Raw genomic sequence first — 25282 nt, 5'->3', positions numbered from 1 at the left:
AATGGTAAAATAATAAAAATTAAAGCATTTTATTTACTGTGATTATTTTTATGTTAAGTCGTTTTTTATTAACCGTTAGTCGTAATATTTAATGGTGTGAAGTCTCTTTTGGCTGTTTTTATTGATTATTAGAGCGTTTTTGTTTTTTGGCGCGGTTGTTGCTCTTATTTAGTATCTGTTTAGCAAGACCACAATGGCATTTAGCCTATTTTACTTATCCATGTTGAAATAATAGAGGAATTACAAGCATGAAAAACAAACTGATCAAGTTAGCTTCTGCAACATCATTATTAGCCTTATCTATCGGTGCAGCAAATGCGAATACATTAGACGATATTAGCGAGTCTGGGGAATTAAGAGCCTGTTTTGATGCCGGTTATATGCCATTTGAAATGAAAGCAAAAAATGGTAATTACATCGGTTTTGATGTTGACCTTGGTAAGTTAATGGCCAAACAAATGGGCGTTAAATATGTACCAGTAAATACAGCATGGGACGGTATTATCCCTGCTCTATTAACCAATAAGTGTCATGTAATTATGGCGGGGATGACAATTACCGCTAAACGCAATATGCGTGTTAATTTTGCTGACCCTTACATTACTGTTGGCCAAGCGATTCTATTAAATCCAAAACATAAAGGCAAAATCCTGAGTTATAAAGACTTAAATAGCGCTGATTACATTGTTGCAAGTAAGTTAGGTACTTCTGGTGAAGAGTCAGTGAAAAAGATGTTACGCAATGCACAATATAATGCTTTTGAAACAGAAACGGATGCAGCTTTAGAAGTTGTTAATGGTAAAGCGGATGCAATGGTTTATGACATGCCTTTCATCTCTATTTACGCTGCACAAACTAAAGGCAAAACCTCAGCAATTCTTGAACCGTTTACTTATGAGCCATTGGGTTGGGCAGTAAGACAGGGTGATCCAGATATGCTGAACTTCTTAAATAACTTCTTAAAACAATCTAAAGGTGATGGTTCTTACCAACGCATTTATGACAAGTGGTTTAACAGTGACGCTTGGTTAAGCCAAATTAAATAAGTATCACTGCCTCATGATGAGATCTACCTTTGTAAATCAAGGGCGATCTCATCGTTAACACAATTAATCTGTAATTATTTAAAAAAATTAGCGTTATAACGTTGATTTTCCTTCCCCTTTACCAGGTGAAATTATGAAAGAACAACCACACAGGCTTAAATGGCATATATTATTTGTCATTACTATTTTTGCACTTGCTGCGGCAGTTTATTCTGCTTCTCAAACCATCAATTATAATTGGCAGTGGCATCGTGTATTACCCTATATTGTTGATACTTCTCCCGTTGATATTATTGCCCAAGGAGATGGTAGCGCTAGCATTAATAACAGCAGCTTAACCATTACCTATGATAACGGCGACCCAGATAGAGTGATCAGCAATGCTGATACGCTTTTAGTGTCCGATGGTGATATTATTTTTGAAGGCGACTTATTAGCTCGACAAGAAAGTGTCAGAATGGGAGTGTTAATAGAAGGTTTGTTAACTACTCTTGAAATATCCGTTATCTCTTTGTTTTTCTCACTATTTATTGGGTTAGTCGCGGCATTAATGCGTATCTCTAATAATCCATTTAGCAAAAATTTATCTCTGTTATATGTGGAAGTGATTCGTGGCACACCGCTATTAGTTCAGATTTTTATTGTTTATTTCTTCCTCGGTACCGTCTTTGATTTAGAACGTTTTACTGCCGGTATTGTCGCCTTATCAGTATTCACTGGGGCTTATGTCGCTGAGATTTTACGCTCAGGGATTCAATCAATTTCACCTGGACAAATGGAGGCTGCACGCTCTTTGGGGATGACTTACCCGAAGGCGATGATGTATGTCATCTTACCGCAAGCTTTTAAACGTACACTGCCACCAATGGCTAGCCAGCTCATTAATTTAATAAAAGACTCTTCATTGGTCTCGGTGATCTCTATTACTGATTTAACAAAAGCAGGGCGTGAAGTAGTAAGTGGTAGTTTTGCGACTTTTGAAGTGTGGTTTACGGTAGCTGCTTTATACCTATTGTTAACATCAACTCTATCTTGGGCAATTCAACGTATTGAAAAGAGGTTAGCAAATAATGGTTAATACATATAAAGGTCATGACATGGTAGTCACTGCTAATGTCGATAAAATCTATCCGAATAATTGTCATGCCTTAAAGAAGGTCACTACTAATATTAAACGTGGTGAAGTAGTGGTGATTATCGGGCCATCTGGCTCAGGTAAATCAACATTTTTAAGAACCTTAAACCAATTAGAAACCATTACCGATGGCGATATCATCGTGGATGGTGTGAATATGTATGACGATCGCACCAATATTAATAAGTTGCGTGAAAATGTCGGCATGGTATTCCAATCTTTTAATCTTTTTCCACATCTAACGGTTAAAGAAAATGTCATGTTAGCGCCACTTAAGGTCTCTAAACTGCCTAAAAGTGAAGTGGACGCTGAAGCTCAAACATTATTAAAACGTGTGGGCTTAGCCGAAAAAATGGATGTTTACCCTGCGCAACTATCGGGCGGTCAGCAACAGCGTGTTGCAATTGCTAGAGCCTTAGCGATGAAACCAGACATGATGTTATTTGATGAACCAACGTCTGCACTGGATCCTGAAATGGTAGGTGAAGTGTTAGATGTAATGAAGTCATTAGCAGCAGAAGGGATGACCATGATCGTAGTAACCCATGAAATGGGGTTTGCCAACGAAGTGGCGGATCGTGTGTTGTTTATGGAGGACGGTTCATTGCTTGTTGATGACATTCCTGAAAACATCTTTGGCACAGTGGCGAATCATCCTAGGTTACAAAGTTCTTATCCAACATTCTATAACCCTGTAGATGTTGTTGTATTTTATGAGGTAATTAATGTCATTAGTTCAATCTCCTAATGCGGTAGTGATGATCTGCCCTTGGAATTTCTATTCAAATCCTGAAACATCGCGTGATAATGCGTTTCAAAATATCACTAACAATGATGATAAGGATATTAGCGGTTTAGCTAAAAAGAGTTCGACTTAATGGTAGATAAATTAGAGTCGAATGGCGTTAGAGTACATGTCTTTAATGATTATGGTGAGAATGAAACACCAGATAGCGTTTTTCCTAATAATTGGTTTTCAACTCACTCAGGTGGAAATATTGCGATTCACTCTATGTATTCACCAAGTAGACGAAGAGAGCGCCGCAGTGATGTGATTGAACTATTGAAGCGTGAATATCGTGTTCAGTCAGTGGTCGATTTTTCAGGCCTTGAATGGGATGATATCTTCCTCGAAGGAACTGGTGCGATGGTGTTAGACCATATTGAGCGTGTTGCTTATACGGCTAAATCTAACCGTGCTAATGACATTTGTTTAGAAAGGTTTTGTACCATGTTTGGTTATGAGCCGATGGCTTTTGAAAGTGCAGATAAAAATGGGACGCCGATTTACCACACCAACGTCATGATGGCGATTGGTACTGATTATGCGATGGTTTGTTTGGATATGATTGTTGACCTTGAGCGCCGAGCTGAAATTAAGTTACGCCTTGAAGAGAGTGGTCGAGAGGTGATTGATTTAAGCTTTGAACAAATTGATCAATTTGCAGGTAATGCGCTAGAGCTAACTAATGCTGATGGTAAGTCTGTTTTAGCTTTATCGCAGAAAGCTTATGACGTATTAACAGCAGCACAAATTACGACCATTGAAAAATCAGCCATGTTACTGCCAATATCAATTCCAACCATTGAATTAGCAGGTGGTTCAGTACGTTGTATGTTAGCAGGAGTTCATCTGAAACGACGTACAAAATAAAGGGAGTGTTATGACTCAATGTTATGTTAGATCGGCAACTGGTGTATTGCAGCAAGTTTTACTATGCCCGCCTACCCATCTTGACCTGAACCCTATTAATAAAATAGCCGAAGACTGGCTGGACCAAGGGCAAAAAATTGACCTTGAAAAATGTGCTGCAGAACATCAGCAGCTTGTCTCTATTTATGAAAGAAATGGTGTCAAAGTAGAGTTACTAGAAGCCACTAAAGCCTTAGACAGTCAAGTGTTTGCACGTGATTTTGGCTTTAACTTAAAAGAAGGTTATGTCCTAGGTCGCTTTAAAGAAAAAGTAAGACAGGAAGAGTCACAAAAATACGCCGCCAAAATGAGAGAGTTAGGTGTACCTTTGATTGCAACTTGTGAGGAAGGTGTAGTTGAAGGCGGTGACTTTTGGCAATTAGACGATAAAACCTTAGCCATAGGCGTGCTACAACGTTCCAACGAACAAGGTATTGAGAGCATTAGAGCACAATTAGCCCCACTGGGTTATCAAGTGCTATCGGTGCAATCAAAACCTGAGTATCTGCATTTAGATATGATCTTTAATATTATTGGTGAAAAAACCGCAGTCACTTATTACGAAGGTTTGCCAACAGCCTTTCAGGAGTATTTGGATAAAGCAGGTTACGATTTAATTAAGATTGAAGAAGCCGGCGTATTTAAGCACTTTTGTAACCTGCAGGCATTAGGTAATAAAAAGGTGATTTCATTAGCTACTAATATCAAGGTGAATCAAGCACTGAGAGACAGAGGTTTCACTGTATTTGAATTAAATTCCACTGAAATTTTAAAAACCGGCGGCGGACCACACTGTATGACCTTTCCTGTTAGACGTACTTAATTTGTCTTGTCGATTGCTTTAAATTAGCCTCTATCTGAGGCTAATCTCTTAAACAACTACTTTTCTTATACGTTCTTATCTAAAACTCCGTTAAAATAATGTTTTATTCTTCAGATATTAAGGTTTCTATTATGTCGTTAAGTGTTGTTATTCTTGCTGCTGGCAAAGGCACACGCATGTGCTCTCTCCTACCTAAAGTACTTCATAAAATTGCAGACAAGCCAATGGTGCAACATGTTATTGATACGGTTAAAGGAATTGGCGCTGATAACATTCACTTAATATATGGTCATGGTGGAGACATCATGAAACAAAATATTCAAGATGCTCGTTTAAATTGGATTGAGCAAACTGAGCAGTTGGGAACTGGCCATGCAATGCAAATGGCACAACCGCACTTCAACTCAGGCGAGAAAATTTTAATCGTTTACGGTGATGTGCCTTTATTATCTGAAACAACGTTAGCCAAATTAGTGGATATTCAACCTGCTGGCGGTATTGGTTTATTAACCATTAAATTAGATGACCCAACAGGTTACGGGCGTATCGAACGTGCTAATGGCGAAGTAGTTGGGATTGTAGAGCAAAAAGATGCTAACCCGGAGCAATTAGCCATTAATGAAGTGAACACAGGTATCTTAGTGGCTGACGCTGATGCGTTAAATCGTTGGTTACCAGCGTTATCTAATAACAATGCGGCGGGCGAGTTTTACTTAACAGATATTATCCAGATGGCTTATCAAGAAGGGTTATCCATTGAAACGGTTCAACCAGAAAATGCATTTGAAGTGGAAGGGGTGAATAACCGTTTGCAACTGGCTAACCTAGAGCGTGCATATCAAGCTGATAAAGCAAATCAACTACTGTTAAGTGGTGTGATGTTACGTGACCCAAGCCGTTTTGATCTACGTGGTGAGTTAACCTGCGGTCAAGATGTAGATATTGATATCAACGTTATTATCGAAGGTAAAGTCAGTCTAGGTTATGGCGTTAAAATTGGCGCAGGTTGTATCTTAACTAATTGTACTATTGCCGATAATACAGAAATCAAAGCTAACTCTATTATTGAAGGTGCAAATATTGGTGAAAATGCATCAATTGGTCCGTTTGCTCGGATTCGCCCTGATACAGAGATTGCAAACGAAGTGCATATTGGTAACTTTGTTGAAGTGAAAAAATCATCGCTAGGCGAAGGCACTAAATGTGGGCATCTAAGCTACATCGGTGATAGCCAAGTAGGCAGCGGTGTTAATGTAGGGGCTGGTGTGATCACTTGTAATTATGATGGTGCGAATAAGCATCAAACCATTATCGGTAACGATGTATTTGTGGGCAGTGATTGCCAAATTGTTGCTCCAGTGAGAATTGGCCATGGTGCGACAACAGGTGCAGGAACGACAGTGGTTAATGATGTACCTGATAATGCATTATGTATTTCACGTACTAAGCAACGAAATATTGGAGGTTGGAAACGTCCTGTTAAGCATAAGTAGTTTTATATAGGGAAACTATGGATAGGTTGATAACAAAAATTATCAACCTATTTGTGTTTTACACTTTATTCTTCTAGGGCCTGTTTATCTTTGCCGTTTGAATTTTGTTCAACTCAGCGCATTTTGATCGAGGCAGACGAGGTGTAGCCTAGTATTCTAAGCAAATCTCGTCTAACAAAGAGCAAAACGCGCTGTGTTGAACCCGAAGGAAGCATTTGTTGACAATTTCTACTGCGTTTTGGCTTATTTATGTAGAATAACTACACCACATAAGCTCAGCCTTGTATAAATAGCCAACAAATTCCTGCAAAAACAAACTTGAAAGATAAACAGACCCTAATGTTTATTTAGCAGTATTTTTTAGTTCGACCTAAAAAGGTGCTTTTTTGAACATTTAAAGTGCATTTTTTATAAGTATTTAATAAGCCCATGCTACTTTCCTGACTCGCTTCATAGTTAATTCATCATTTTACGTAATTTTTTATGATTAATTTAACACTCGATTTAAGTTGTTAATTTCATAAGCTATATTCATTTTTTACATCATTGTGATTGATGCTTTTTATTTTATAAGTCCAGTGGAAGACCAGTATTAATGCGTATTTTGGTATTTAAAATACTCATTTTAAATACTCATTTTAAAATGTGCTTATCTGCTAATTAACACGTTGTAAACATTTCTGTTAACCCACCTCGTACCCACCTTTTATTGAATTTGTAAAAGTACTTTTTTTAGTTGGTATAGTTAATGCTAATGCTTTGAGTATCTCTTTTGACGGTAGTGGCACAAAAGTTGTTCAAGGTGATTAACGAATGGGAAACCTTCAAGGCGTACAAGAACAAGTAAAAATGATCGGTATGGATTTTGGCTCTACAACGAGTAGTGCAATGATCGCAGTCGCCGGAGTAGGGATGAACTCAGTAACGGGTCGTATGGCCTTTTCTGCACCTGAGATTGTTTATCGTTCTAAAGTAGAATTTACTCCATTTAAAGGGACTGAGATTGATACCGATGCGATTGCTAAGTTATTAGATACTTGGTTAGAGACCGGAGAAAATATTTTCTCCGGTGGGGTTATTATTACTGGACTCGCAGCATTACGTAACAATGCTGAGCATATTGCTGCATTAATTAAAGCACGCATTGGACAGGCGGTTATAGCAACCGTTGACGATCCTAATCTTGAGTCATGGTTAGCTTTTATGGGATGTGTTGCTTTATTATCCCGCCACTATAAACATGAGACGTTAATTAATCTTGATATTGGTGGAGGGACAACGAATCCTGCTGCAGGTCAAAATGGGCAAGTTAAAAGTACTGGGTGTTTCTACATTGGTGCAAGACATTTTCAATTTACCCCTGGGACTTATCAAGTAACAGGTATTTCAGAATATGGTTATGCAATATTAAAACACTTGAATACCAGTATTAACATTGGTGATATCTTACCGGCTGCGTTACTTGAGCAAATCCTCGATTTATATCTACAAGGATTAAAAGCCCTCACCTCAGGCAATACTGCTTTTTTCGACGCGAGTATTGGTAAAGCCTTATGCCAGACTCCATTTACGTTTTCTTCTCATATTCAAACACCATTAGTGACTTTTTCTGGTGGTGTTGGTGAACTGATTTACAAGTTCGCTGAAAAAGAATCTGTACCTGATACCACTTTTTTCGGTGACTTAGGCATTGATTTAGCTAAAAAAATTATCTCAGATCCTTACTTCTCACAACATATCTCTAATGTCCGTCCTGAAAATATGGGCAGAGCGACCGTTTATGGCCTTACTTTGCATAACACTGAGATATCAGGAGCAACTTTATTTTTACCTGATACATCTGCATTACCGTTAAACGATGTGCCTATTGTTGCACGGCTCGATATCACCTGTGATTTGGATGAGTTAATTAATGCGATTTCAGTGGTGGCACAACGCAGTGGTAAGGCATGTATTCAAATGCTGCCTATTATAAATGCTGAAGATCTTGTTATAGCGGCCACGTTAATACAAATCAAAGCGTTAGGTCAAAAGATACATCAAGCCTTATCTACTTTAACGATTGATCTGCCTCTCGTTATTCTTGTTCCTGGTAACTTTGGTAAGGCTTTGGGTAATTATGCAACAGATTGGGGGACTTCCTCTGCAAAGCTCATGATCATTGATGAAATTCCAGATCGTAATGCTCAATTTGTCAATATTGGCAGTCCCTATCGTGGTGTCGTGCCGGTTTCTTTTTATGGTATTTATTAGCGCTGAAGGTTGATTGAATGAAAAAATTATTCCACTTAAAAATATCCATGTGCCTGTTCCGGGCCCTGAGGAAGTGTATTCTTTTAAAATATTAAATGAAGTCTTTTATTTTCAGGGCCTTAAAGGTCTATTGGGCGCTGCAGATATTAGTAAAGCAGGTGATCGAACGACTAATCTCGCACCTAAAAATGCCATGGACAGAGAGGCTGCACGGGCTATTCTCGCATCATTAACATTACAGCATATTTACGATAATCCATTGACTACAGATGATGGCCATGTTGATTCAGTAATGAGAGCGGGTTATGAAATTGATATAGAATTATTTCAAAGTATTGCTGGCATGACTTTAGGTGAGTTAAAAGATCATTTATTAGCTAGTAATGGTACGCGAGTAGCGGCTGTCGGCTTGGCATTAACGCCTGTTATGGCTTCAGCCCTTACCAAGTTAATGGACGTACATGAGTTAGTTTATTTACCGGGTAAAATATTTCGCCCTACAAAAGCAAGAACCTTAATTGGAACGCCCAAAACACTCTCTTTTCGTTTGCAACCTAATCATCCCAAAGATAACTTAGATGCTATTTCAATGATGGTTTATAACGATTTGGCGATGGGAATGGGGGATTGTCTGATTGGAGTTAATCCTTCTGATGGTTCTGTCGATAATATCGCAGCCATGTTATGGCACATTGATAAGTTACGTCGAGAAACTGGAGCTCCGACTCAAATTTGTGTGCTTGGCCATATTAAAAGTCAGTTAACTGCCTTAAAGCAAGGCGCACCAGTAGAAATACTATTTCAAAGCTTTGCAGGAACTGATGAAACTTTAACAGGTGAATTTGATGTCACGGTTGAGTTTCTAGATCAAGCTGTTGAAACGATGAAAAAGGAAGGGCCATTAAAAGAAATAGCTGAGCAGTTTATGTATTTTGAAACTGGTCAAGGTAGTGAAATGACATACCGTAAACATAACGGAATGGATATGGCGACTTGTGAAGCTCTGTGTTACGGATTATGCAGAAGATATGATCCCTTTATGGTCAATAACGCTACAGGCTTTATTGGTCCAGAAACTCACCTTAATGATTTTGAGTTGATGGTATCAACGCTTCAAGATCACTTTATGGGGAAACTGTTGGGCTTACCAATGGGTATTAGCCCTAGTTATACACTACATTCAAATTCACATTTAGAAGGTCAGCAAATGGCTGTTCAATTGGCCACAGCAGCAGGCGCTAATTTCTTTATGGATATTTATTTAGGCACTGACCGGATGTTGGCTCACTTTGTTAATTCAGGTCATGATGATCAAACGTTAAGAGAAGTTTATCACCGTAATCCTGCTCCTGAATTCTTACAGTGGGCTGTAGAAAAAGGCATTTATATACAACACACTAATGGCAGTGTCGAGCGAGGCCCTAACTGGGGTAATCCAAGGTTGTTCATTAGCAGTGATTTAGAGTTTCAACGCCTTCATGAAGCAACCCCTAATGCTCACTGGGTTTGAAAATGCTGGCCCTCGTCCTGCACATAAGGTGCAAGAAGTCATCCGAATTAATCAATCCGTAGGGCGAGAAGCCGTTCATTCACATCTTAAACCTGAGTTATTTACTGGTTTTGATTTTAGAGAATTTGTTTCTACCGCAAAAGACCATGCCGAACATCTTAAAAACCCTGAAGTGGGGGCCAAGCTCCAGCAATCTGATTTAGATACATTATCTACAGAAGGTAATGACGTTCAAATTATTATTACTGATGGTTTATCCGCAGAAGCTGTTCATCACAATGTCCCAGATATGATTCCTGTTTTAATGGATGGATTAGCCAGCCGAAATTACTCTTTAGGCAAGCCGATTGTTACGCACTTTGGGCGCGTTAAGTTAGCGGAATGTATCGCGGATGCATTGGATTGTAATGTAGCTATTTTATTAGCTGGTGAGCGACCTGGTGGAGATGCTCTTTCTTCAAAAAGTATGTCAGCTTATCTCGTTTTAAAGTTAAAAAATGAAACTGCAAGACAAGCCGCCGCTATTTACAGTGAGCATGAAAAAATTCGTTATGAATACACATTAATTACCAATATTTATGAAGGAGGTTTACCGCCTATTGAAGGAGGAAGTGTTGTTGCAGAAAAAGTAATGGAAATTCTTGAGAATCAAGCTGCAGGTAACCGACTAGAGGATTTACTGAAAGCCAAAATCGCATAACCCAATTTAACAAAGTAATGGCCAATAATATTTTATGAATATTTAACATACATCTACATACATTAAATAAGGATATAAATAATGAGATTGAAAAAGATAGTGATTAAAAAAGTAACGTTAGCAACCACTTGTGTCATGTTATTGCTATCGCCGGTTGTTCAGGCTGATTCTATGCGACTTAAGTTTGCTCATCAAAATAATGTTTATGATGCGGATCAGTTATTAGCTGAAACCTTTAAAACGTTATTAGAAGAAAGACTGATGGAGATTTAAAAATTTCAATCTATCCTGGCACGCTAACTGGCTCTGAAGAGGAGGCGCTGGAATTTGCTAAGGCTGGTACTGTTGCTTTGGCTGCAACGAGTGCTGGACACATTGCTGGCTATTACGAAGATATTCAATTTTTACAATTACCTTATTTATTTAAAAGCTTAGAGCACTATAAAGTGGCGAGAAGTTCTGGTGTCGTAAAAGAAATTTTGGCTGGAGCAAGCAAAGCCACAGGGATGAAAGCTTTAGGGGTATATTCTGATTGTAATGGCTTTGCAATTGCAAGTAAGGAACCAATCAATAGTTTAGCTGATGCAAAAGGCGTCAAGTTACGTGCAATGCAGAATCCTCTGTTTATAGATATTTATGAAGCCTTTGGTTTCACTGTAACTCCGACAGATTGGGGGAATTATACACTTCTTTACAAACTGGAATGGTAGAGGCAGATGATTTAGGAGTTTATTGTAATGACATATTTAAAATGAGTGAAGTGGTTGATAGCTATGCAATTTTAAATCAAATGTGGACACAGAAAATCTTATTTATGTCGCCAAAAGTATGGGACAAATTAACTGATGAGCAAAAAGTTATTGTAACGGATATTGCTGATGAAGCAATTGAGCTTACAGATGCGTGGCAATATGCTCGTGAAGCAAAATTCATTGAACAAGTGAAAAAAGATAAAGAACAAACGATCACTTATCCTGATACTGATGAATTTAAAACTGCCTCTGAGTCTGTTTATACGAAATGGTTTGCAAAAGAGCCGCAATGGAAAAAATGGTATGAAGAAATTCAATACCTTGATCCAAATGCTCGTTTGCCTAAAGCCTTTAAATAACCGTATAAGTTTTGTATCCGTTATGTATTAAGCATCTGTTTTATGTAACGAGTACTAAATGGTGCAGTCTTTATGGTGAGACTGCACTGTTAACAGTATTGTATAAACAGTGAGGTAAATAAGATGCCTAATATAAAAGAGGCCTTACCAGATAATAAAATTGAATTGATAACTAATAAAATGAGTGACCTATGTGGTCGTATTTTATTAGTTTCTATGTGTTTTTTAATCATCTTACTTGGCGTGAATATCTTTCTAAGGTATCTCTTTGATTCCCCTATTGCTTGGTCTAATACCATATCAAGATATATCTATATTATTATTGCTTTAGTAGGGAGTGCTATTGCTTATACTCAGCAAGGTCATGCCCGCATTGATATTCTTTATAACCGTGTTGGCCCCACAACCCGTAAGGTGTTTGATCTTATACATTGCATGATCATGATGGCCCTTTGTATTATTTTCTTTGTGGTTGGTGGTGAGCATGTGGCAACTATGTGGCCTGTTAATCCCCCTATTATTCCTTGGCTTCCTGTAGGTAGCATATACCTGGCTATTCCCGTCTTTTCATTACTTATTTTCTTTTATCTATTAAGCAAAATAATATCGATTTTTAATAAGCGGAGTGTTTCATGACTTTTATTTTTTTAATGATTCTATGCTTTATTGTGCTAATGGCTATTCGTGTTCCGATTCCTTTTGCCCTACTTGCATCAACACTCGTTTACTTTATTGGTGCTGATATTCCATTAAGCATTATGGTGGTTAGGTTATTTCGCTCCTTCGATTCCTTTGTTTTATTAGCTATCCCATTCTTTATTTTAGCTGGGAAAGTGATGGCAGAGTCAGGTATTAGTGATCGTATTATTCGATTAGCTGATTTGATAGTAGGTCGAGTAAAGGGCAACTTGGCTTACGTTAATATTGTAGTCAGTATGTTTTTTGGAGGTATTACTGGAACTGCTATTTCAGATACCACTGCGATTGGCTCGGTTATGATTCCTGCAATGACTAAAGCTGGTTATAAGAAGAGTTTTAGTGCTGCGGTAACTGCTGCATCATCAACAATGGGACCAATTATCCCTCCTAGTTTAATGTTTATTCTTTATGGATCTATTGCACAAGTCTCTATTAAAGATATGTTTTTAGCAGGAGCAATACCTGGCGTAATGGTAGGTGTTGCACAAATTTTAGTTGTTTGGCTTTATGGGAAGAAAAATGATCTCCCTAGAAGAGAAGAAAAAATTAGCCGTAAAGAAGGTTTCAATATTGTAGGTAATGCTTTCTATGCGATGTTGTTACCTGTCATTATTTTAGGTGGCATTTTAATGGGAGTGGTTAGCCCAACAGAAGCCGCTGTTATTGCTGTTTTTTACGCCATCTTTGTTGCTATTTTTGTTTATCGTTCTTTAACTTGGAAAAGGTTAATGGGAGCGATTCGTGAGTCTACGGTCGAAACTGGTAGTGTCTCTATTATTATTGCTGCAGCTGGGATTTTTGGTTGGGCTTTATCAAACGAACAGTTACCCATGATATTTGCTGAGTACTTAGTGGAAAATATCGAAGCTACTTGGTTAATTTTGTTATTAATTAATGTGCTTTTATTTTTCTTAGGTATGTTTATGGATTCTATTCCAGCATTGATGATTGTGACACCTGTGTTGTTACCTGTCTTTGATATGCTAGGTATTGACCCATTACATGCAGGAATCTTTATGTGTGTGAACTTGATTACGGGTTTAGCAACCCCACCAGTAGGTTGTTGTTTATTTGCCTCTTCAATTATTTCTGGTGAATCAATGGAGAAAATAAGTAAAGCAATACTACCGTTTATTTTAGCGAATGTGATTATAGTATTGTTAATAACTTATGTGCCTTGGATTACGTTGTTCTTACCATCGTTATTGGGCTAGTAAGAATACTAGGGGCTGTTGACTTTGCCGTTCGAATTTTGTTCAACACAGCGCGTTTTGATCGAGGCAGACGAGGTGTAGCCTAGTCATTCTAAGCAAATCTCGGCTAACAAAGAGCATAACGTGCAGTGTTGAACCCGAAGGGAAGCATTTTTTGACTATTTCTACGGTGTTTTCGCTTATTTATGTAGATACACAAGCTCAGCCTTGTATAAATAGCTGCAAAAACAAACTCGAAAGATCAACAGCCCCTAATCATAATCAAGAGATTATCTTATTTTAAAGATATAAAAAAACCGATGTAAATATATTTACATCGGTTTTTAAAAGCGCTAACAGCAGATTATATAATCTGTATTAAATTAGCATTTTTTAAGGTTTAGCGGGCGTTTACACACTTGTACATTTTTTAAATGCGTTAGTGTTTCAGCTGGCATACCTTTTGGTAATTCAATCGTTGAGTGATCGTTGTTTAGACGAATATCACCAATGAAGCGACTATTGATGTTTGCTTCGTTTGCGATTGCACCTACGATGTTTTTAACTTGAACACCGTGCTCACGACCTACGTCTAAACGGAACATTTCTAGCTCTACATCAGTTGGACGACCACGACCACGTGGTTTGTCTTCGTTGCGTGAACGATCGTTGCGATCACCACGAGAACGGTCATTACGGTCACGACGAGGGCGATCACCACGAGAGAATTCACGGTCATTGCTACGTGGTTCAACAAATTTTTCTTCTACTGGTTGCAATGGTTTCTCTTTTGCGCCATTAGTAATAATGCAGCAGCAAGATCTAAATCATCAAGATCAGTGTTATTTTGAATTTGTTCGAACAATGTACGGAAGAACGTTAAGTCTTCACTTTCACATACAGAGAACAATTGCTTTTGGAAGTTATCAATACGTGTTTGTGTTACTTCATCACGTGTTGGTAAGTCCATAATAGTAATTGGTTGGCGAGTTGCACGTTCAATTGCTTGTAATAAACGACGCTCACGTGGTGCAGCAAATAAGATTGCTTTACCAGTACGGCCAGCACGACCAGTACGGCCGATACGGTGAACGTAAGATTCAGTATCTGTTGGGATATCGTAGTTTACTACTAGGCTGATACGCTCAACGTCTAGACCACGTGCTGCAACATCAGTTGCTACTAGAATGTCTAGGCTACCTGCTTTAAGACGTGCAATTGCGCGTTCACGTGTTTGTTGGTTCATATCACCGTTTAGTGCAGCACTGCGGTAACCGCGTGCTTCTAAACGTTCAGCTAATTCAACTGTTGCTGTTTTAGTACGAGCAAAGATGATTACACCATCAAACTCTTCAGTTTCTAACATACGTGTTAATGCATCTAGCTTGTTTACACCACGTACGATCCAACATTTTTGTTCAATGTTTGAAACCGTTGATGTTTTTGCTTTGATCTTAACTTCTGTTGGGTTGTTCATGTAACGCTTAGTAATGCGTTTAATTTGATCAGGCATTGTTGCAGAGAAAAGAGCTGTTTGGCGCTTTTCTGGCATCTCTTTCATGATCGTTTCAACATCATCAATGAAACCCATACGTAACATTTCATCTGCTTCATCTAATACTAATGCTTGCAGGTTTGAAAGGTCTAACGTTTTACGTTTTAGGTGGTCCATGATACGACCAGGTGTACCAACAACAACTTGTGGTCCACGAGCTAATTGTTTGAACTGAATGTTGTAGCTTTGACCACCGTAGATAGGCATAACGTGGAAACCACGTAGGTGACGTGAGTACGATTGGAATGCTTCTGCTACTTGGATTGCTAATTCACGTGTTGGTGCTAAAACCAATACTTGTGGATGGTTTTTAGATACATCGATATTAGCTAATAATGGTAATGCGAATGCCGCTGTTTTACCTGTACCTGTTTGTGCAAGACCTAATACGTCTTCACCGTTTAATAGGTGCGGGATAGTTTGTGCTTGAATTGGAGATGGTGATTCGTAACCCATTTCAGTAACAACTTTTACGATTGACTCTGGTAAGTTTAAATCTTGGAAAGTTGGTCCTGCTACTTGGTTTTCTGACTCTGACATAAGTGGCCTCTTGAGTTTATAAAATGCTGCACATTACTCGAATGTGCGTTAAATTCAGCCTATACCTACATCAGCTTAACAATTTAATATTGTTAAACGTGGTCCATTAACTTTTCGCGAAATCAATCGCGTAGTAGGTGTTACTCTGAATATTTTGCTTCGCTTTAGATGGATCATTTTGCGAGGGAGGCGCATTCTACTGTATTTGTGTATTAAATGCTCGCTTTATTTTGACAAACAGCACGTTTTTTACAAAAATATTGTGCTAAGCATAAGATATTTCGAAAATTATTTTGTTATCTTAAATGTTAGGTAGTTTGTCTTTTGATTTTTATTTCATTTAACTTTCCTATTACTTAGGTTATAACGGTGCGCAAAACATAATGTGTAACTAGGATGTGTAAATAATGGCAAAAGTAGAAAAATTATCAGTCATGCAGGGCGTCGCTATCTTGGTGTCTGCTTTACTGGGGTCTGGTGTCTTTATTATTCCTGCTATTGCCTCACAAGTATCTGGTAGTTGGTCATTATTAGCGTGGGCGATTATGGGTGTATTAATTGCCCCAATTGTTTTCACCTTTGCACAGCTTGGTAAGTTTTACCCTCATGCCGGTGGTACTGCTTATTATGTACAGCAAGCATTTGGAGAACGAAGTGGGCGGTTAGTGAGTTGGTTATTTATTTGGGTGGTGGCATTGGGCACACCAGTGATCACTATTACAGCAGCCAACTTTTTACAAAATGCGTTAGTTGAAATGAAATTACTGAGTGAGGTTGTTGATTACCGCTTAATGATTGCGATTGGTATTTTATGCTTAGTATTTGTAATTAATTTATTAGGCTTAAAGACCGCTGCGATTATTCAATCCGTATTAAGTGTGGTGATTGTTAGTACTTTATTATTTGCATCGGTAGATGTGCAGTTACAACAAAACTTACCCTTACCTACTTCTGAATTTAGTGTAAGTAAAGTCGCATTAACAGCTACCTTTATTCTGTGGTGCTTTTAGGTATAGAAGCAATCACCCATATTGCTGATGACTTTAGGCATCCTGAACGTGATTTCCCATTAACTATTTTTATCGGTATCACTATTGCGCTTGTGGTGTACGCCTTGATTAGTATTAGTTTATTAAAGATGGGGTTTTATGGTGATCAAGAGAAGAACTTAAACTCTGTAGTACACCTTGTTGAAGCAAGCTTAGGCAGTAAAGGTTATCTATTAGTGAACCTAGTAGGGTTTTGTACCTGCTTTATCTCTGTCAGTTTATATTTTGTAGGATTTTCTCGTTTATTACAAAGTATGGCAAAACAACAACAGATCCACAGTTCATTCCAATCTATTAACTCACACAAGGTTGCTTACTGGGGATTAAGCTTTGCTGTCGTGTTATGTTTAAGTATGTTGTTGGTTGCAGACTCAATGCAGTTAGCAATAGATAATCTGATCGCTTATGCGAATGGTTTATTTATCTTAATTTACTTAGCGGCGGGTATTGCAGGCGTGAAGTTATTAACAGGTAAAGGAAAGTATTTAGCTATGATTGCTAGTGTAACCTGTTTAGTGTTGTTTATTGCCTTGGGGAAAGAGATGTTATTTGCGTTGTGTTTAGTGGCTGTTTTAAGTGTTTATTATACGGCTATCTATTCTGCAGATAACCGTATTAAGATTAGCTAATCAGATTATTTATAGAAAGAGTGATCGCCTTGAGCATGTTCAGTTACATCACGTACTGCGTTTAGCTCACCCGAGAACTCTTCTAATAGCTCTTTCTCGATACCTTCTTTCAAGGTTAAATCTACTTGTGAACAACCGTTACAACCACCACCAAATTCGATGATAGCCACTTGATCTTCAGTCACTTCGATTAGTTTGATAAAACCACCGTGGCTCGCAAGCTGCGGGTTGATTTGTACTTGAATAACGTACTCAACACGTTCAATAAGTGGTGCATCATCATTCACTTTACGCATTTTAGCGTTTGGCGCTTTTAGCGTTAACTGTGTACCAGTATCTTCTTCTACTAGATCAACAAATGCATCTTCTAAGAAAGGCAAGCTTACTTCATCCACTAAAGCATCAAAACCTTCAAAGCTTAAACGTGTATCGCTCTCTTCAACTGCTTCTGGTGGGCAGTAAGATACACCACATTCTGCTTTTGGTGTGCCCGGGTTGATAACAAACACTCGGATGTTAGTGCCTTCTTTTTGCGGCGCTAGTAATTTTGCAAAGTGTGCTTGTGCAACTGGAGTAATTTCGATCATGTTAAACCTTTATGCTTGAGTAATTTACTTGGGCATTATAACGACAATTCCCTATAATAATAATGAAAACAGTAAAATTGCTAAAAATAATAAGCATATGATAGAACTGCTTATACTTTCACTAGAGAAGATAACCTATCAATACAGCTAGTTAGCTCGGTCTCCTAATTCAGTTCTGCTAATGCACCACACATCTACTTTACTAACGCCCGCATTCAGTAAACATTCACAAATGCTATTAATAGTTGCGCCAGTTGTCACCACATCATCAATTAAAACAATCTGTTTATCCTGTAAATTAAGCTGTGAACTATCTAAGGAAAACGCTTGCTTGAGGTTTAAGTTACGTTGTGTACGCGTTAAACCTTCCTGTGCAGTGGTTACTTTTATGCGGTTTATTGGCATCACTAATTGAGCGTTAAGCGGTAAGTATTGTAATAGTACTTGTGCAATTAACTGCGCTTGATTAAAACCGCGTGCTCGATGTTTTGCTTTATGTAAAGGCACTGCGATTAGGTAATCAAATTGTTGTAGTTGTTGGTTTGTGTAACTTTGTTTAACTCTGATTGCGAGAAGTTGCCCTAACAGGTCTGCATAGATCAGCTGATGATTATATTTGAGTTTTTTGATTAAACTTGGAAAGGGCGCTTGATAACCTGAAACAGCCACTAACTGATCAAATTTGAAGGGGTGCTTCAAACATTCTCCGCAAACATTTTGTGTTTGTGGTAAACCATAACCACAATGTAAACAACAAGGACGCTCTGTTAATATTGCTTGATAACAATATTGGCAGATTAATTGGTTAGCACTGTGCAGCCCACATAAAAGGCAATGGCTAGGTAAACAAGCTGTACATAAAGCTTGGCTTTGTTGCATTAGTCGCGCGAGAAAATATTGCACATAAGCCCCTACAGATTAACGAGGTAAGAGTGAGTATAGAACAAAATATTGCAATGACAGGTCCGTTGACCTATCAAACTATTGGCACAGGCCAAGATCTGGTATTAATTCATGGTTGGGGTGTCAGTAGTGCTATTTGGGAGCCTGTTGTTAAGCAATTAAGTGAACATTATTGCGTGCATTTAGTGAATCTACCTGGCTTTGCTGGAGAGCCAGAGTTAGAGACTTATAGTTTAGAGAATGTTGCTGAAACGTTATTAGCTTATCTACCCGAAAAAGCAGTTTGGTGTGGTTGGTCTTTAGGTGGATTAATTGCAACTTACATTGCTCATCATTACCCAGAGCGTGTGGAAAAGTTAATACAGGTATGTGCGGCACTTAAATTTGTAGAAGCGGCGCCATGGCAAGGGGTTAAAAAAGACGTTTTTAGTGCCTTTAAATTGGGCGTAACTAAACAACCACAGAAAACCTTGAATCGCTTTTTTCTCTATTAGCCATGGGCAGCGAGACAGTTAAAACGGATATAACAACAATAAAGCAGCTCATGTCAGATCAGATAGAAGCTAAACCATCTGCTTTGTTAGGTGGATTAATATTACTCGATGAAGTGGATTTACGTGAGGAGTTTAGTCAATTGACTATGCCATCCTTGAGCCTATTGGGTGAACACGATAATTTAGTGTCTGTGGCGAATAAAACAAAATTATCTGAGTTGTCTCCAATGAATCAACAGGTTATTTTGCAACAGTCATCTCATGCCCCCTTTATTAGTGAACCTATTTTATTTAACCAGGTCTTAATATCGTTCATTGATGCTTAAAAATCGTGAATACACTTTATTTTTGATTAAAAATTAACCATAATGGTGTGGTTATTACATTTTTATTGGGAGGATCTATGGAAATAAATTCAGCATTTTCTTCAGGTGTGAATAGCTTAAACAAAGCGTCACAACAAATTACTGAATCCAGCGATCGTATTGCTAAGCAAACAACCAGTAATCAAAATAGTGCGCAAAACCCAGAAGGAGTTAACCCTCATAGCTATGTGTCGGGTCCGGTAACTACTGAATTAGTGAATATGAAGTTAGCGGAAATTCAAGCTCAATCAGCTGCTAAGGTGATCACTACGGCAGACGACATGGTGGGCTCACTAATCGATGTGTCTGTTTAACCCTAACCATTATGGTTAATGTAAATGTTCAACTTCCTCCTGTTGTTGCAGCGCCTTTCCCTCAGGCTGCAGAAGGCTTACATCGTGAAAATCTTCTGCAATCTGCTATTCCCAAAACCGAAGAAGCACATGCTTACGCAAAAATACGTGGTGAGCAAGAGCGTGAAGATACAGCTTATCAATCACGAGAGATTATTCAGAATAATGAGCAGGGGAAGGGGAGTTCACATCAGCAGGAACAATCGCCTCACTCTCAACAAAGACGTAACTTTTTCTTTGCTGCAAAATTAAAGCTATTACCGCACGAAGTAGAAGCGTTGAATGTTGAACTGAACGGAATTACTGATTTTAATGAGGTTATTTCAGTGATACAGGCTAAATACAAAGATGCGGTTTCACCTTATCCACAGCCAACAGTTAATTACAATGTGTAGTCTCCATCAATAAAAAACACCGTAGTCATTGTAATGACTACGGCGCTTTTTTGTCAGTCTAATACCAATTATATGAATATTGGCTAGAGCAATCTTTTAATTAGTGAGTTTGACAGCTACCGCTGCTACAACAATCGCTTTCTGGTTTCGCACTATGAACATGTCCGTGAGATAACTCTTCAGCTGTTGCAGCACGAACTGATACTACTTCACCTACAAATTGCAGTGCCATGCCTGCTAGAGGATGGTTCGCATCAATACTTACATTTTCTTCAGTAACGGCCGTTACTTCAACAGTACGTGGGCCTTGATCTGTTTCAGCTTGGAATGACATGCCTACTTCAATTTCATCAACACCTTCAAATAAAGAGCGAGGTACTTCTTGTACTAGTGCTTCTTGGAAAGGACCGTAAGCATCTTCTGCTTCAAGTTTTACATCAAACTTGTAGCCGGCTTCTTTGCCTTCTAGCTCTTTTTCTAAACCTGGTACTAAGTATTGTGTACCTTGAATAAACTCAAGAGGACTACCGTTTTCTGTGCTATCTAGTGCATTACCGTCAACTTCAGCCACACCAAAGTGGATGGCAACTACTGAGTTCTTTTCAATTTTCATTATTTTCTCTCTTTATTCTTTATCGGGTTCAGATGGATCAAAAACACCAATTATTTGTTCAAATTGACGTGTTGCTGATTTAGCCTGGTTAGGCGTTTGTGTTTGTGTGTACCCACAGCTAACACACGTTAATGTCTCAACTGCGTTTTCTAATGTCAACGCAATACTATCAATCGTCTTACATTGTGGGCATTCTGCTCCGGCGATGAAGCGTTTTTTATTTTTAGATACTGACATAGTCCAATCACAATTAACAAAAAGTACGACATCATATACTGATGATAGTTGCAGATGCAAAGCATGCTAAAATAACTTGAAGTAACGCATTATCAAGTAAAGGCTAGTAGTGATGGCTGAACATTACAAATTTCGTTATCATCTTGCTCTAATTTTATCTGATTGACATTGAGACTCTGAATTTATGATTGTTGCTTCTAATATCGAATTTATCCGCGGCGGAAAACCTCTACTGGAAAATGCCAGTGCAACAATTAATCCAAAACAGAAAGTTGGCTTAGTCGGTGCTAATGGTTGTGGGAAATCTAGTTTCTTTACACTACTTAAACAACAGCATCAAGTTGATGCCGGTGAATTGACCATTCCACATCATTGGCGTTTAGCTAGTGTTGCACAGGAAACCCCTGCGTTAGACATGAATGCGTTGCAATATGTGATTGACGGAGACCATGAGTTTCGTGCGTTACAGGCTAGATTAAAGCAAGCTGAAGAGGCTGATGATGGGACTAAAATCGCAGAGATGCATATTCTCTTAGATAATGCGGGTGGTTATACCATTGAATCCCGTGCTGCAGAATTGTTAGCGGGTTTAGGGTTTACCGAGCAAGCACAAGGACGTCCCGTTAGCGACTTTTCAGGTGGCTGGCGTATGCGCCTTAACTTAGCACAAGCACTACTTTGTCCATCAGATCTATTATTACTCGATGAACCGACCAACCACTTAGACTTAGATGCGGTGATTTGGTTAGAAAAATGGTTACATCAATATCAAGGTACATTGATATTAATCTCTCATGACCGTGATTTTATCGATAGCATTGTGGATAAAATTATTCACATTGAACAAAACAAATTATTCGAATACACAGGTAACTACACTAGCTTTGAACGCCAACGAGCTGAAAAATTAGTACAGCAACAATCTTCCTATGAAAAGCAACAGGCGCAAATGGATCATATGCAGAGCTATATTGATCGTTTCCGTTATAAGGCGAATAAAGCCAAACAAGCACAAAGTCGTATTAAAGCTCTTGAGAAGATGGAGCAGATCTTACCTGCACACGTGGATAACCAATTTAGCTTTTCATTTAGAGAGCCTGAAGCCTTACCCATGCCGTTGTTAACATTAGACCAAGTGAGTGCTGGTTATGATGACTTGCTTATCCTAGACAAAATCGAGCTAAACCTAGTACCTGGTAGCCGTATTGGTTTACTTGGACGTAATGGCGCAGGTAAATCAACCTTAATTAAATTGCTCTCTGATCAAATGAAACCTAAATCAGGCAAGCTAGAGGTCAACACTAATGCAAAAGTAGGTTACTTTGCGCAGCACCAATTAGAGTTTCTAAATCTGGATGAAAGTCCAATGCAACACTTGGCTCGTCTAGCACCAGATGAAAAAGAATTACCTTTACGTAACTTTTTAGGTAGCTTTGGTTTCCAAGGTGATAAAGCCTTTGATCTTGTTGGCCCCTTTTCAGGTGGAGAAAAAGCGCGTTTAGTCTTAGCCTTACTCGTATGGCAAAAACCTAACTTACTGTTACTCGATGAACCAACCAACCATTTAGATTTAGAGATGCGTCACGCTCTAACGGTTGCGCTACAAGCATTTGAAGGTGCAATGGTGGTTGTATCACACGATAGACATTTATTACGTACTACGATTGATGACCTTTACTTGGTACATGATAAAAAAGTACAACCGTTTTCGGGTGATCTAGATGATTACCATCAATGGTTATCGGATCAACAGCGTATAGAAAAGCAAGCTGAGCAAGGAGAAGAAAAAGTTGTATCAGTGAGTGCAAACCGAAAAGATCAAAAAAGATTAGAAGCTGAGTTTCGTAAAAAACTAACGCCGTTCAAAAAACAATTAAGCACAGCGGAAAAAGCCATGGACACTGCTTCAGCACGTTTAACTGAAATAGAACAACAGCTGAGCGAAAGCGATCTCTATGAGCAAGAAAACAAAAAGAAACCAACTGATTTGTTAAAGGAACAAGGTGAAGTAAAAGACCTTTTAGAGGAAAATGAGATGCTCTGGATGGATGCACAGGAGCAAATAGAAACGCTGCAATCTGAATTCGAGGGTTGAGTTTTAGGTGCAGCTTCGCCATACTCTGTGCGCAATGATTCACCAATACATGAAATAAAAAGGGATTAAAATGAGTTTTGAAGCAAATGAATATTTCGATGGTAACGTTAAATCAATCGCATTCCAAAGTGAAACATTACCTGCAACAGTAGGTGTAATGGAAGTTGGTGAGTACACATTTGGTACCAGTGCTTACGAATACATGACAGTAGTGAGTGGTAGCCTAACAGTGCGTCTTGTAGATACAACTGAATGGAAAACCTACAAAGCTGGTGAAACATTTGAAGTTGAAGCAAACTCAAGCTTCGATGTGAAAGTCGTTGTACAAACTGCTTACCTTTGTTTATACAAAGCATAAAGTTTACTAAGGTAAACGAGCAATAATAGAATAAGGAGCTTAGGCTCCTTTTTTAATACCGATCAAAAATAGTAAGCTGATAGCTAGTTTTCAGTATTCGCCACAAATGTTATTTAGTTAACAAAATCATTTCATACTTAACAACCTAACTCTATTAATTCCAAGAAGATCACAATTAATCATACAATATTATTATAAATTGGCGTCCGTTAACTATCTACCAATCATATTAAGACAATAATCAGTGACTTATTATGATTAGTATTATCCATGAAAATGATCAATGAAGATAAGCGGGTACTCTAATGAAAAAAGTATATTTAAGTGCGATCGTTGCCACTTTGCTGGTGGGCTGTGCAAATACCGAATCAACGTCGAATAACCAAGTCACATATGAAACAGGCAAAGTAGCTAATTCGACGACACCTTTACCAGCGACTGCACATACAGCGACATTAATTGCTAATTTAGATCCTAATAAAGCACCATCACAAAACTTCGATCTGACTAAATGGAAAATCAATATTCCAATGGAAGATGATAAGCCTAACCGAGCAGGTAAAGTGATGGAAATTTCAGCTCAAACATTGGGTAGTACCACTGATCCATATACACATCCCGATTGGTTTTATACAGATGCAAGAACAGGTGCAATGGTTTTTGCTACACCAAATAAAGCAATGACAACGCCTAATAGCAAAAATGCCAGAAGTGAATTACGCGCAATGCTGGCTAAATCTTATAAAGATCCCAAAAACAATTTTGCAATAGCAGCTAATCCTGATGCAGCAGATTATGGCTCTATAGGTGGTGAATTATCTGCAACCTTATCTGTAGATTGGGTAAGCACTAGCGGTAACGCTGAAAAGAATGGTGCTTTCTCGTCTGTTATCGGTCAAATTCATGCTCAGAAAAATGAGCCGTTAAAAATTGCTTATCGTAAATTACCAGGACATGAGCATGGTTCGTTATATTGGCGTTATGAAATCAACGCGACTGGCGATAACTATAGTAAACGAAAAGATATCTATCATAATGTGTTTGGACAATATAATTTAAGAGCAGGATCAGTTGACCCAATTGATGGTATAAAATTAGGGGAAGTATTCTCCTACGACGTTAATGTCGAAGGCAATATGATGAACCTTACCTTTATTAAAAATATTGGTGAAGCAGATGAGGTCGTAAAAACATTCTCTATTGATTTATCTAAACCTCACTATCAGGGAGAGGAGTATGACGAAGGTTATGCAAACTCTTGGATGTATTTTAAAGCAGGTAATTATAATCAGTGTAATGTTGGTTCATCGGAATGCACAAACAATGGTATTGATGCTGGTGACTATGCCAAGGTTAGTTTTTATGAGTTAACTTTAGATCAATAATATTAGATTGGAAAACTAAGTGTTTTAACTATTAATGCCTTTCATTTTCGTGAAAGGCATTTTTTTAT

26 protein-coding genes and 2 pseudogenes are annotated in these 25282 nt (G+C 38.3%); 23 read left to right on the top strand and 5 right to left on the bottom strand.

Annotation, left to right across the window (positions count from 1 at the left end):
* Positions 1-248 precede the first annotated feature (248 nt).
* From ACLKL2_RS11265 to ACLKL2_RS11200, 14 genes and pseudogenes are all read left to right on the top strand, one after another.
* Positions 249-1046 carry a transporter substrate-binding domain-containing protein gene (locus tag ACLKL2_RS11265; RefSeq protein ID WP_413691726.1) on the top strand — a complete coding sequence of 266 codons (798 nt, stop codon included), beginning with the start codon at positions 249-251 and terminating at the stop codon, positions 1044-1046.
* 133 nt (positions 1047-1179) lie between these two features.
* On the top strand, positions 1180-2124 hold the full coding sequence (locus tag ACLKL2_RS11260; protein WP_413691725.1) for an amino acid ABC transporter permease: 945 nt from the start codon (positions 1180-1182) through the stop codon (positions 2122-2124).
* A gap of 19 nt (positions 2125-2143) precedes the next feature.
* Positions 2144-2929, top strand: a complete 786-nt coding sequence (locus ACLKL2_RS11255; RefSeq protein WP_413694305.1) for an amino acid ABC transporter ATP-binding protein — start codon at positions 2144-2146, stop codon at positions 2927-2929.
* The gene (locus tag ACLKL2_RS11250; protein ID WP_413691723.1) at positions 2907-3059 is read left to right on the top strand and encodes a hypothetical protein; all 153 of its coding nucleotides are present in this window, start codon (positions 2907-2909) and stop codon (positions 3057-3059) included. The genes ACLKL2_RS11255 and ACLKL2_RS11250 overlap by 23 nt, the downstream gene beginning before the upstream one ends.
* Positions 3059-3835: a citrulline utilization hydrolase CtlX gene (ctlX, locus tag ACLKL2_RS11245; RefSeq protein WP_413691721.1), complete on the top strand. Its 777-nt coding sequence runs from the start codon at positions 3059-3061 to the stop codon at positions 3833-3835. The genes ACLKL2_RS11250 and ctlX overlap by 1 nt, the downstream gene beginning before the upstream one ends.
* 10 nt (positions 3836-3845) lie before the next feature.
* The gene (locus tag ACLKL2_RS11240) at positions 3846-4697 is read left to right on the top strand and encodes a dimethylarginine dimethylaminohydrolase family protein (RefSeq protein WP_413691720.1); all 852 of its coding nucleotides are present in this window, start codon (positions 3846-3848) and stop codon (positions 4695-4697) included.
* Between the two features lie 131 nt (positions 4698-4828).
* Positions 4829-6190: a bifunctional UDP-N-acetylglucosamine diphosphorylase/glucosamine-1-phosphate N-acetyltransferase GlmU gene (gene glmU, locus ACLKL2_RS11235; protein ID WP_413691719.1), complete on the top strand. Its 1362-nt coding sequence runs from the start codon at positions 4829-4831 to the stop codon at positions 6188-6190.
* An 813-nt stretch (positions 6191-7003) separates the two neighbouring features.
* Entirely contained in the window at positions 7004-8443 is a 1440-nt protein-coding gene (locus ACLKL2_RS11230; protein WP_413691718.1) for an ethanolamine ammonia-lyase reactivating factor EutA, read from the top strand.
* A 13-nt stretch (positions 8444-8456) separates the two neighbouring features.
* Positions 8457-9953 carry an ethanolamine ammonia-lyase subunit EutB gene (gene eutB, locus ACLKL2_RS11225; protein WP_413691717.1) on the top strand — a complete coding sequence of 499 codons (1497 nt, stop codon included), beginning with the start codon at positions 8457-8459 and terminating at the stop codon, positions 9951-9953.
* Positions 9937-10653, top strand: coding sequence for an ethanolamine ammonia-lyase light chain EutC (locus ACLKL2_RS11220; RefSeq protein WP_413691716.1), 717 nt, complete (start codon positions 9937-9939; stop codon positions 10651-10653). The genes eutB and ACLKL2_RS11220 overlap by 17 nt, the downstream gene beginning before the upstream one ends.
* 81 nt (positions 10654-10734) lie before the next feature.
* Positions 10735-10926 (top strand): hypothetical protein, encoded by a 192-nt coding sequence (locus ACLKL2_RS11215; protein WP_413691715.1) that lies wholly within the window; start codon positions 10735-10737, stop codon positions 10924-10926.
* Positions 10899-11764: pseudogene (locus ACLKL2_RS11210) on the top strand (TRAP transporter substrate-binding protein). Before ACLKL2_RS11215 ends, ACLKL2_RS11210 begins: the two are co-directional and overlap by 28 nt.
* Before the next feature lie 123 nt (positions 11765-11887).
* On the top strand, positions 11888-12400 hold the full coding sequence (locus ACLKL2_RS11205) for a TRAP transporter small permease (RefSeq protein ID WP_413691713.1): 513 nt from the start codon (positions 11888-11890) through the stop codon (positions 12398-12400).
* Complete coding sequence (locus ACLKL2_RS11200) at positions 12397-13677, top strand: TRAP transporter large permease (RefSeq protein ID WP_413691712.1); 1281 nt, start codon at positions 12397-12399, stop codon at positions 13675-13677. Before ACLKL2_RS11205 ends, ACLKL2_RS11200 begins: the two co-directional genes overlap by 4 nt.
* A 362-nt stretch (positions 13678-14039) precedes the next feature.
* On the opposite strand, the pseudogene ACLKL2_RS11195 reads toward ACLKL2_RS11200, so the two are convergent.
* A pseudogene (locus tag ACLKL2_RS11195) lies at positions 14040-15751 on the bottom strand (DEAD/DEAH box helicase).
* A 407-nt stretch (positions 15752-16158) separates the two neighbouring features.
* On the opposite strand from ACLKL2_RS11195, the gene ACLKL2_RS11190 reads away from it, so the two are divergent.
* Positions 16159-16761: an amino acid permease gene (locus ACLKL2_RS11190; RefSeq protein ID WP_413691711.1), complete on the top strand. Its 603-nt coding sequence runs from the start codon at positions 16159-16161 to the stop codon at positions 16759-16761.
* Positions 16749-17429 (top strand): amino acid permease, encoded by a 681-nt coding sequence (locus ACLKL2_RS11185; protein ID WP_413691709.1) that lies wholly within the window; start codon positions 16749-16751, stop codon positions 17427-17429. Before ACLKL2_RS11190 ends, ACLKL2_RS11185 begins: the two co-directional genes overlap by 13 nt.
* 5 nt (positions 17430-17434) lie before the next feature.
* On the opposite strand, the gene nfuA is transcribed toward ACLKL2_RS11185, so the two are convergent.
* Together nfuA and ACLKL2_RS11175 are read right to left on the bottom strand one after the other, a co-directional pair.
* On the bottom strand, positions 17435-18016 hold the full coding sequence (gene nfuA / locus ACLKL2_RS11180; RefSeq protein ID WP_113819440.1) for a Fe-S biogenesis protein NfuA: 582 nt from the start codon (positions 18014-18016) through the stop codon (positions 17435-17437).
* A 147-nt stretch (positions 18017-18163) separates the two neighbouring features.
* Positions 18164-18919, bottom strand: coding sequence for a phosphoribosyltransferase family protein (locus ACLKL2_RS11175; protein WP_413691708.1), 756 nt, complete (start codon positions 18917-18919; stop codon positions 18164-18166).
* Between the two features lie 29 nt (positions 18920-18948).
* Here ACLKL2_RS11175 and ACLKL2_RS11170 point away from each other — a divergent pair, with 29 nt between their 5' ends.
* The 4 genes from ACLKL2_RS11170 (at position 18949) to ACLKL2_RS11155 (ending at position 20526) form a co-directional block, all read left to right on the top strand.
* On the top strand, positions 18949-19413 hold the full coding sequence (locus tag ACLKL2_RS11170) for an alpha/beta fold hydrolase (RefSeq protein ID WP_413691707.1): 465 nt from the start codon (positions 18949-18951) through the stop codon (positions 19411-19413).
* A gap of 50 nt (positions 19414-19463) precedes the next feature.
* On the top strand, positions 19464-19739 hold the full coding sequence (locus ACLKL2_RS11165; RefSeq protein WP_413691705.1) for a hypothetical protein: 276 nt from the start codon (positions 19464-19466) through the stop codon (positions 19737-19739).
* Between the two features lie 77 nt (positions 19740-19816).
* Complete coding sequence (locus ACLKL2_RS11160; RefSeq protein WP_413691703.1) at positions 19817-20092, top strand: hypothetical protein; 276 nt, start codon at positions 19817-19819, stop codon at positions 20090-20092.
* 11 nt (positions 20093-20103) lie between these two features.
* Complete coding sequence (locus ACLKL2_RS11155; RefSeq protein ID WP_413691701.1) at positions 20104-20526, top strand: hypothetical protein; 423 nt, start codon at positions 20104-20106, stop codon at positions 20524-20526.
* Positions 20527-20626: 100 nt separating this feature from the next.
* On the opposite strand, the gene slyD is transcribed toward ACLKL2_RS11155, so the two are convergent.
* A complete protein-coding gene (gene slyD, locus ACLKL2_RS11150; protein WP_413691699.1) occupies positions 20627-21139 on the bottom strand; it encodes a peptidylprolyl isomerase in 513 nt (170 codons plus the stop codon).
* Between the two features lie 12 nt (positions 21140-21151).
* The gene (locus ACLKL2_RS11145; protein WP_113819435.1) at positions 21152-21376 is read right to left on the bottom strand and encodes a YheV family putative zinc ribbon protein; all 225 of its coding nucleotides are present in this window, start codon (positions 21374-21376) and stop codon (positions 21152-21154) included.
* A 184-nt stretch (positions 21377-21560) separates the two neighbouring features.
* On the opposite strand from ACLKL2_RS11145, the gene ACLKL2_RS11140 reads away from it, so the two are divergent.
* From ACLKL2_RS11140 to ACLKL2_RS11130, 3 genes are all read left to right on the top strand, one after another.
* Complete coding sequence (locus tag ACLKL2_RS11140; RefSeq protein ID WP_413691697.1) at positions 21561-23471, top strand: ABC transporter ATP-binding protein; 1911 nt, start codon at positions 21561-21563, stop codon at positions 23469-23471.
* 70 nt (positions 23472-23541) lie between these two features.
* Positions 23542-23829 (top strand): pyrimidine/purine nucleoside phosphorylase, encoded by a 288-nt coding sequence (locus tag ACLKL2_RS11135; protein ID WP_113819433.1) that lies wholly within the window; start codon positions 23542-23544, stop codon positions 23827-23829.
* Positions 23830-24134: 305 nt separating this feature from the next.
* Positions 24135-25214, top strand: coding sequence for a polysaccharide lyase family 7 protein (locus ACLKL2_RS11130; protein ID WP_413691696.1), 1080 nt, complete (start codon positions 24135-24137; stop codon positions 25212-25214).
* Positions 25215-25282: the final 68 nt, after the last annotated feature.

It is taken from the genome of Psychromonas sp. KJ10-2, assembly GCF_047323255.1.
Lineage (GTDB): Bacteria > Pseudomonadota > Gammaproteobacteria > Enterobacterales > Psychromonadaceae > Psychromonas.
The sequence above is the reverse complement of the archived record's forward strand: the minus strand, read 5'-3'. Positions and strand labels throughout refer to the sequence as shown.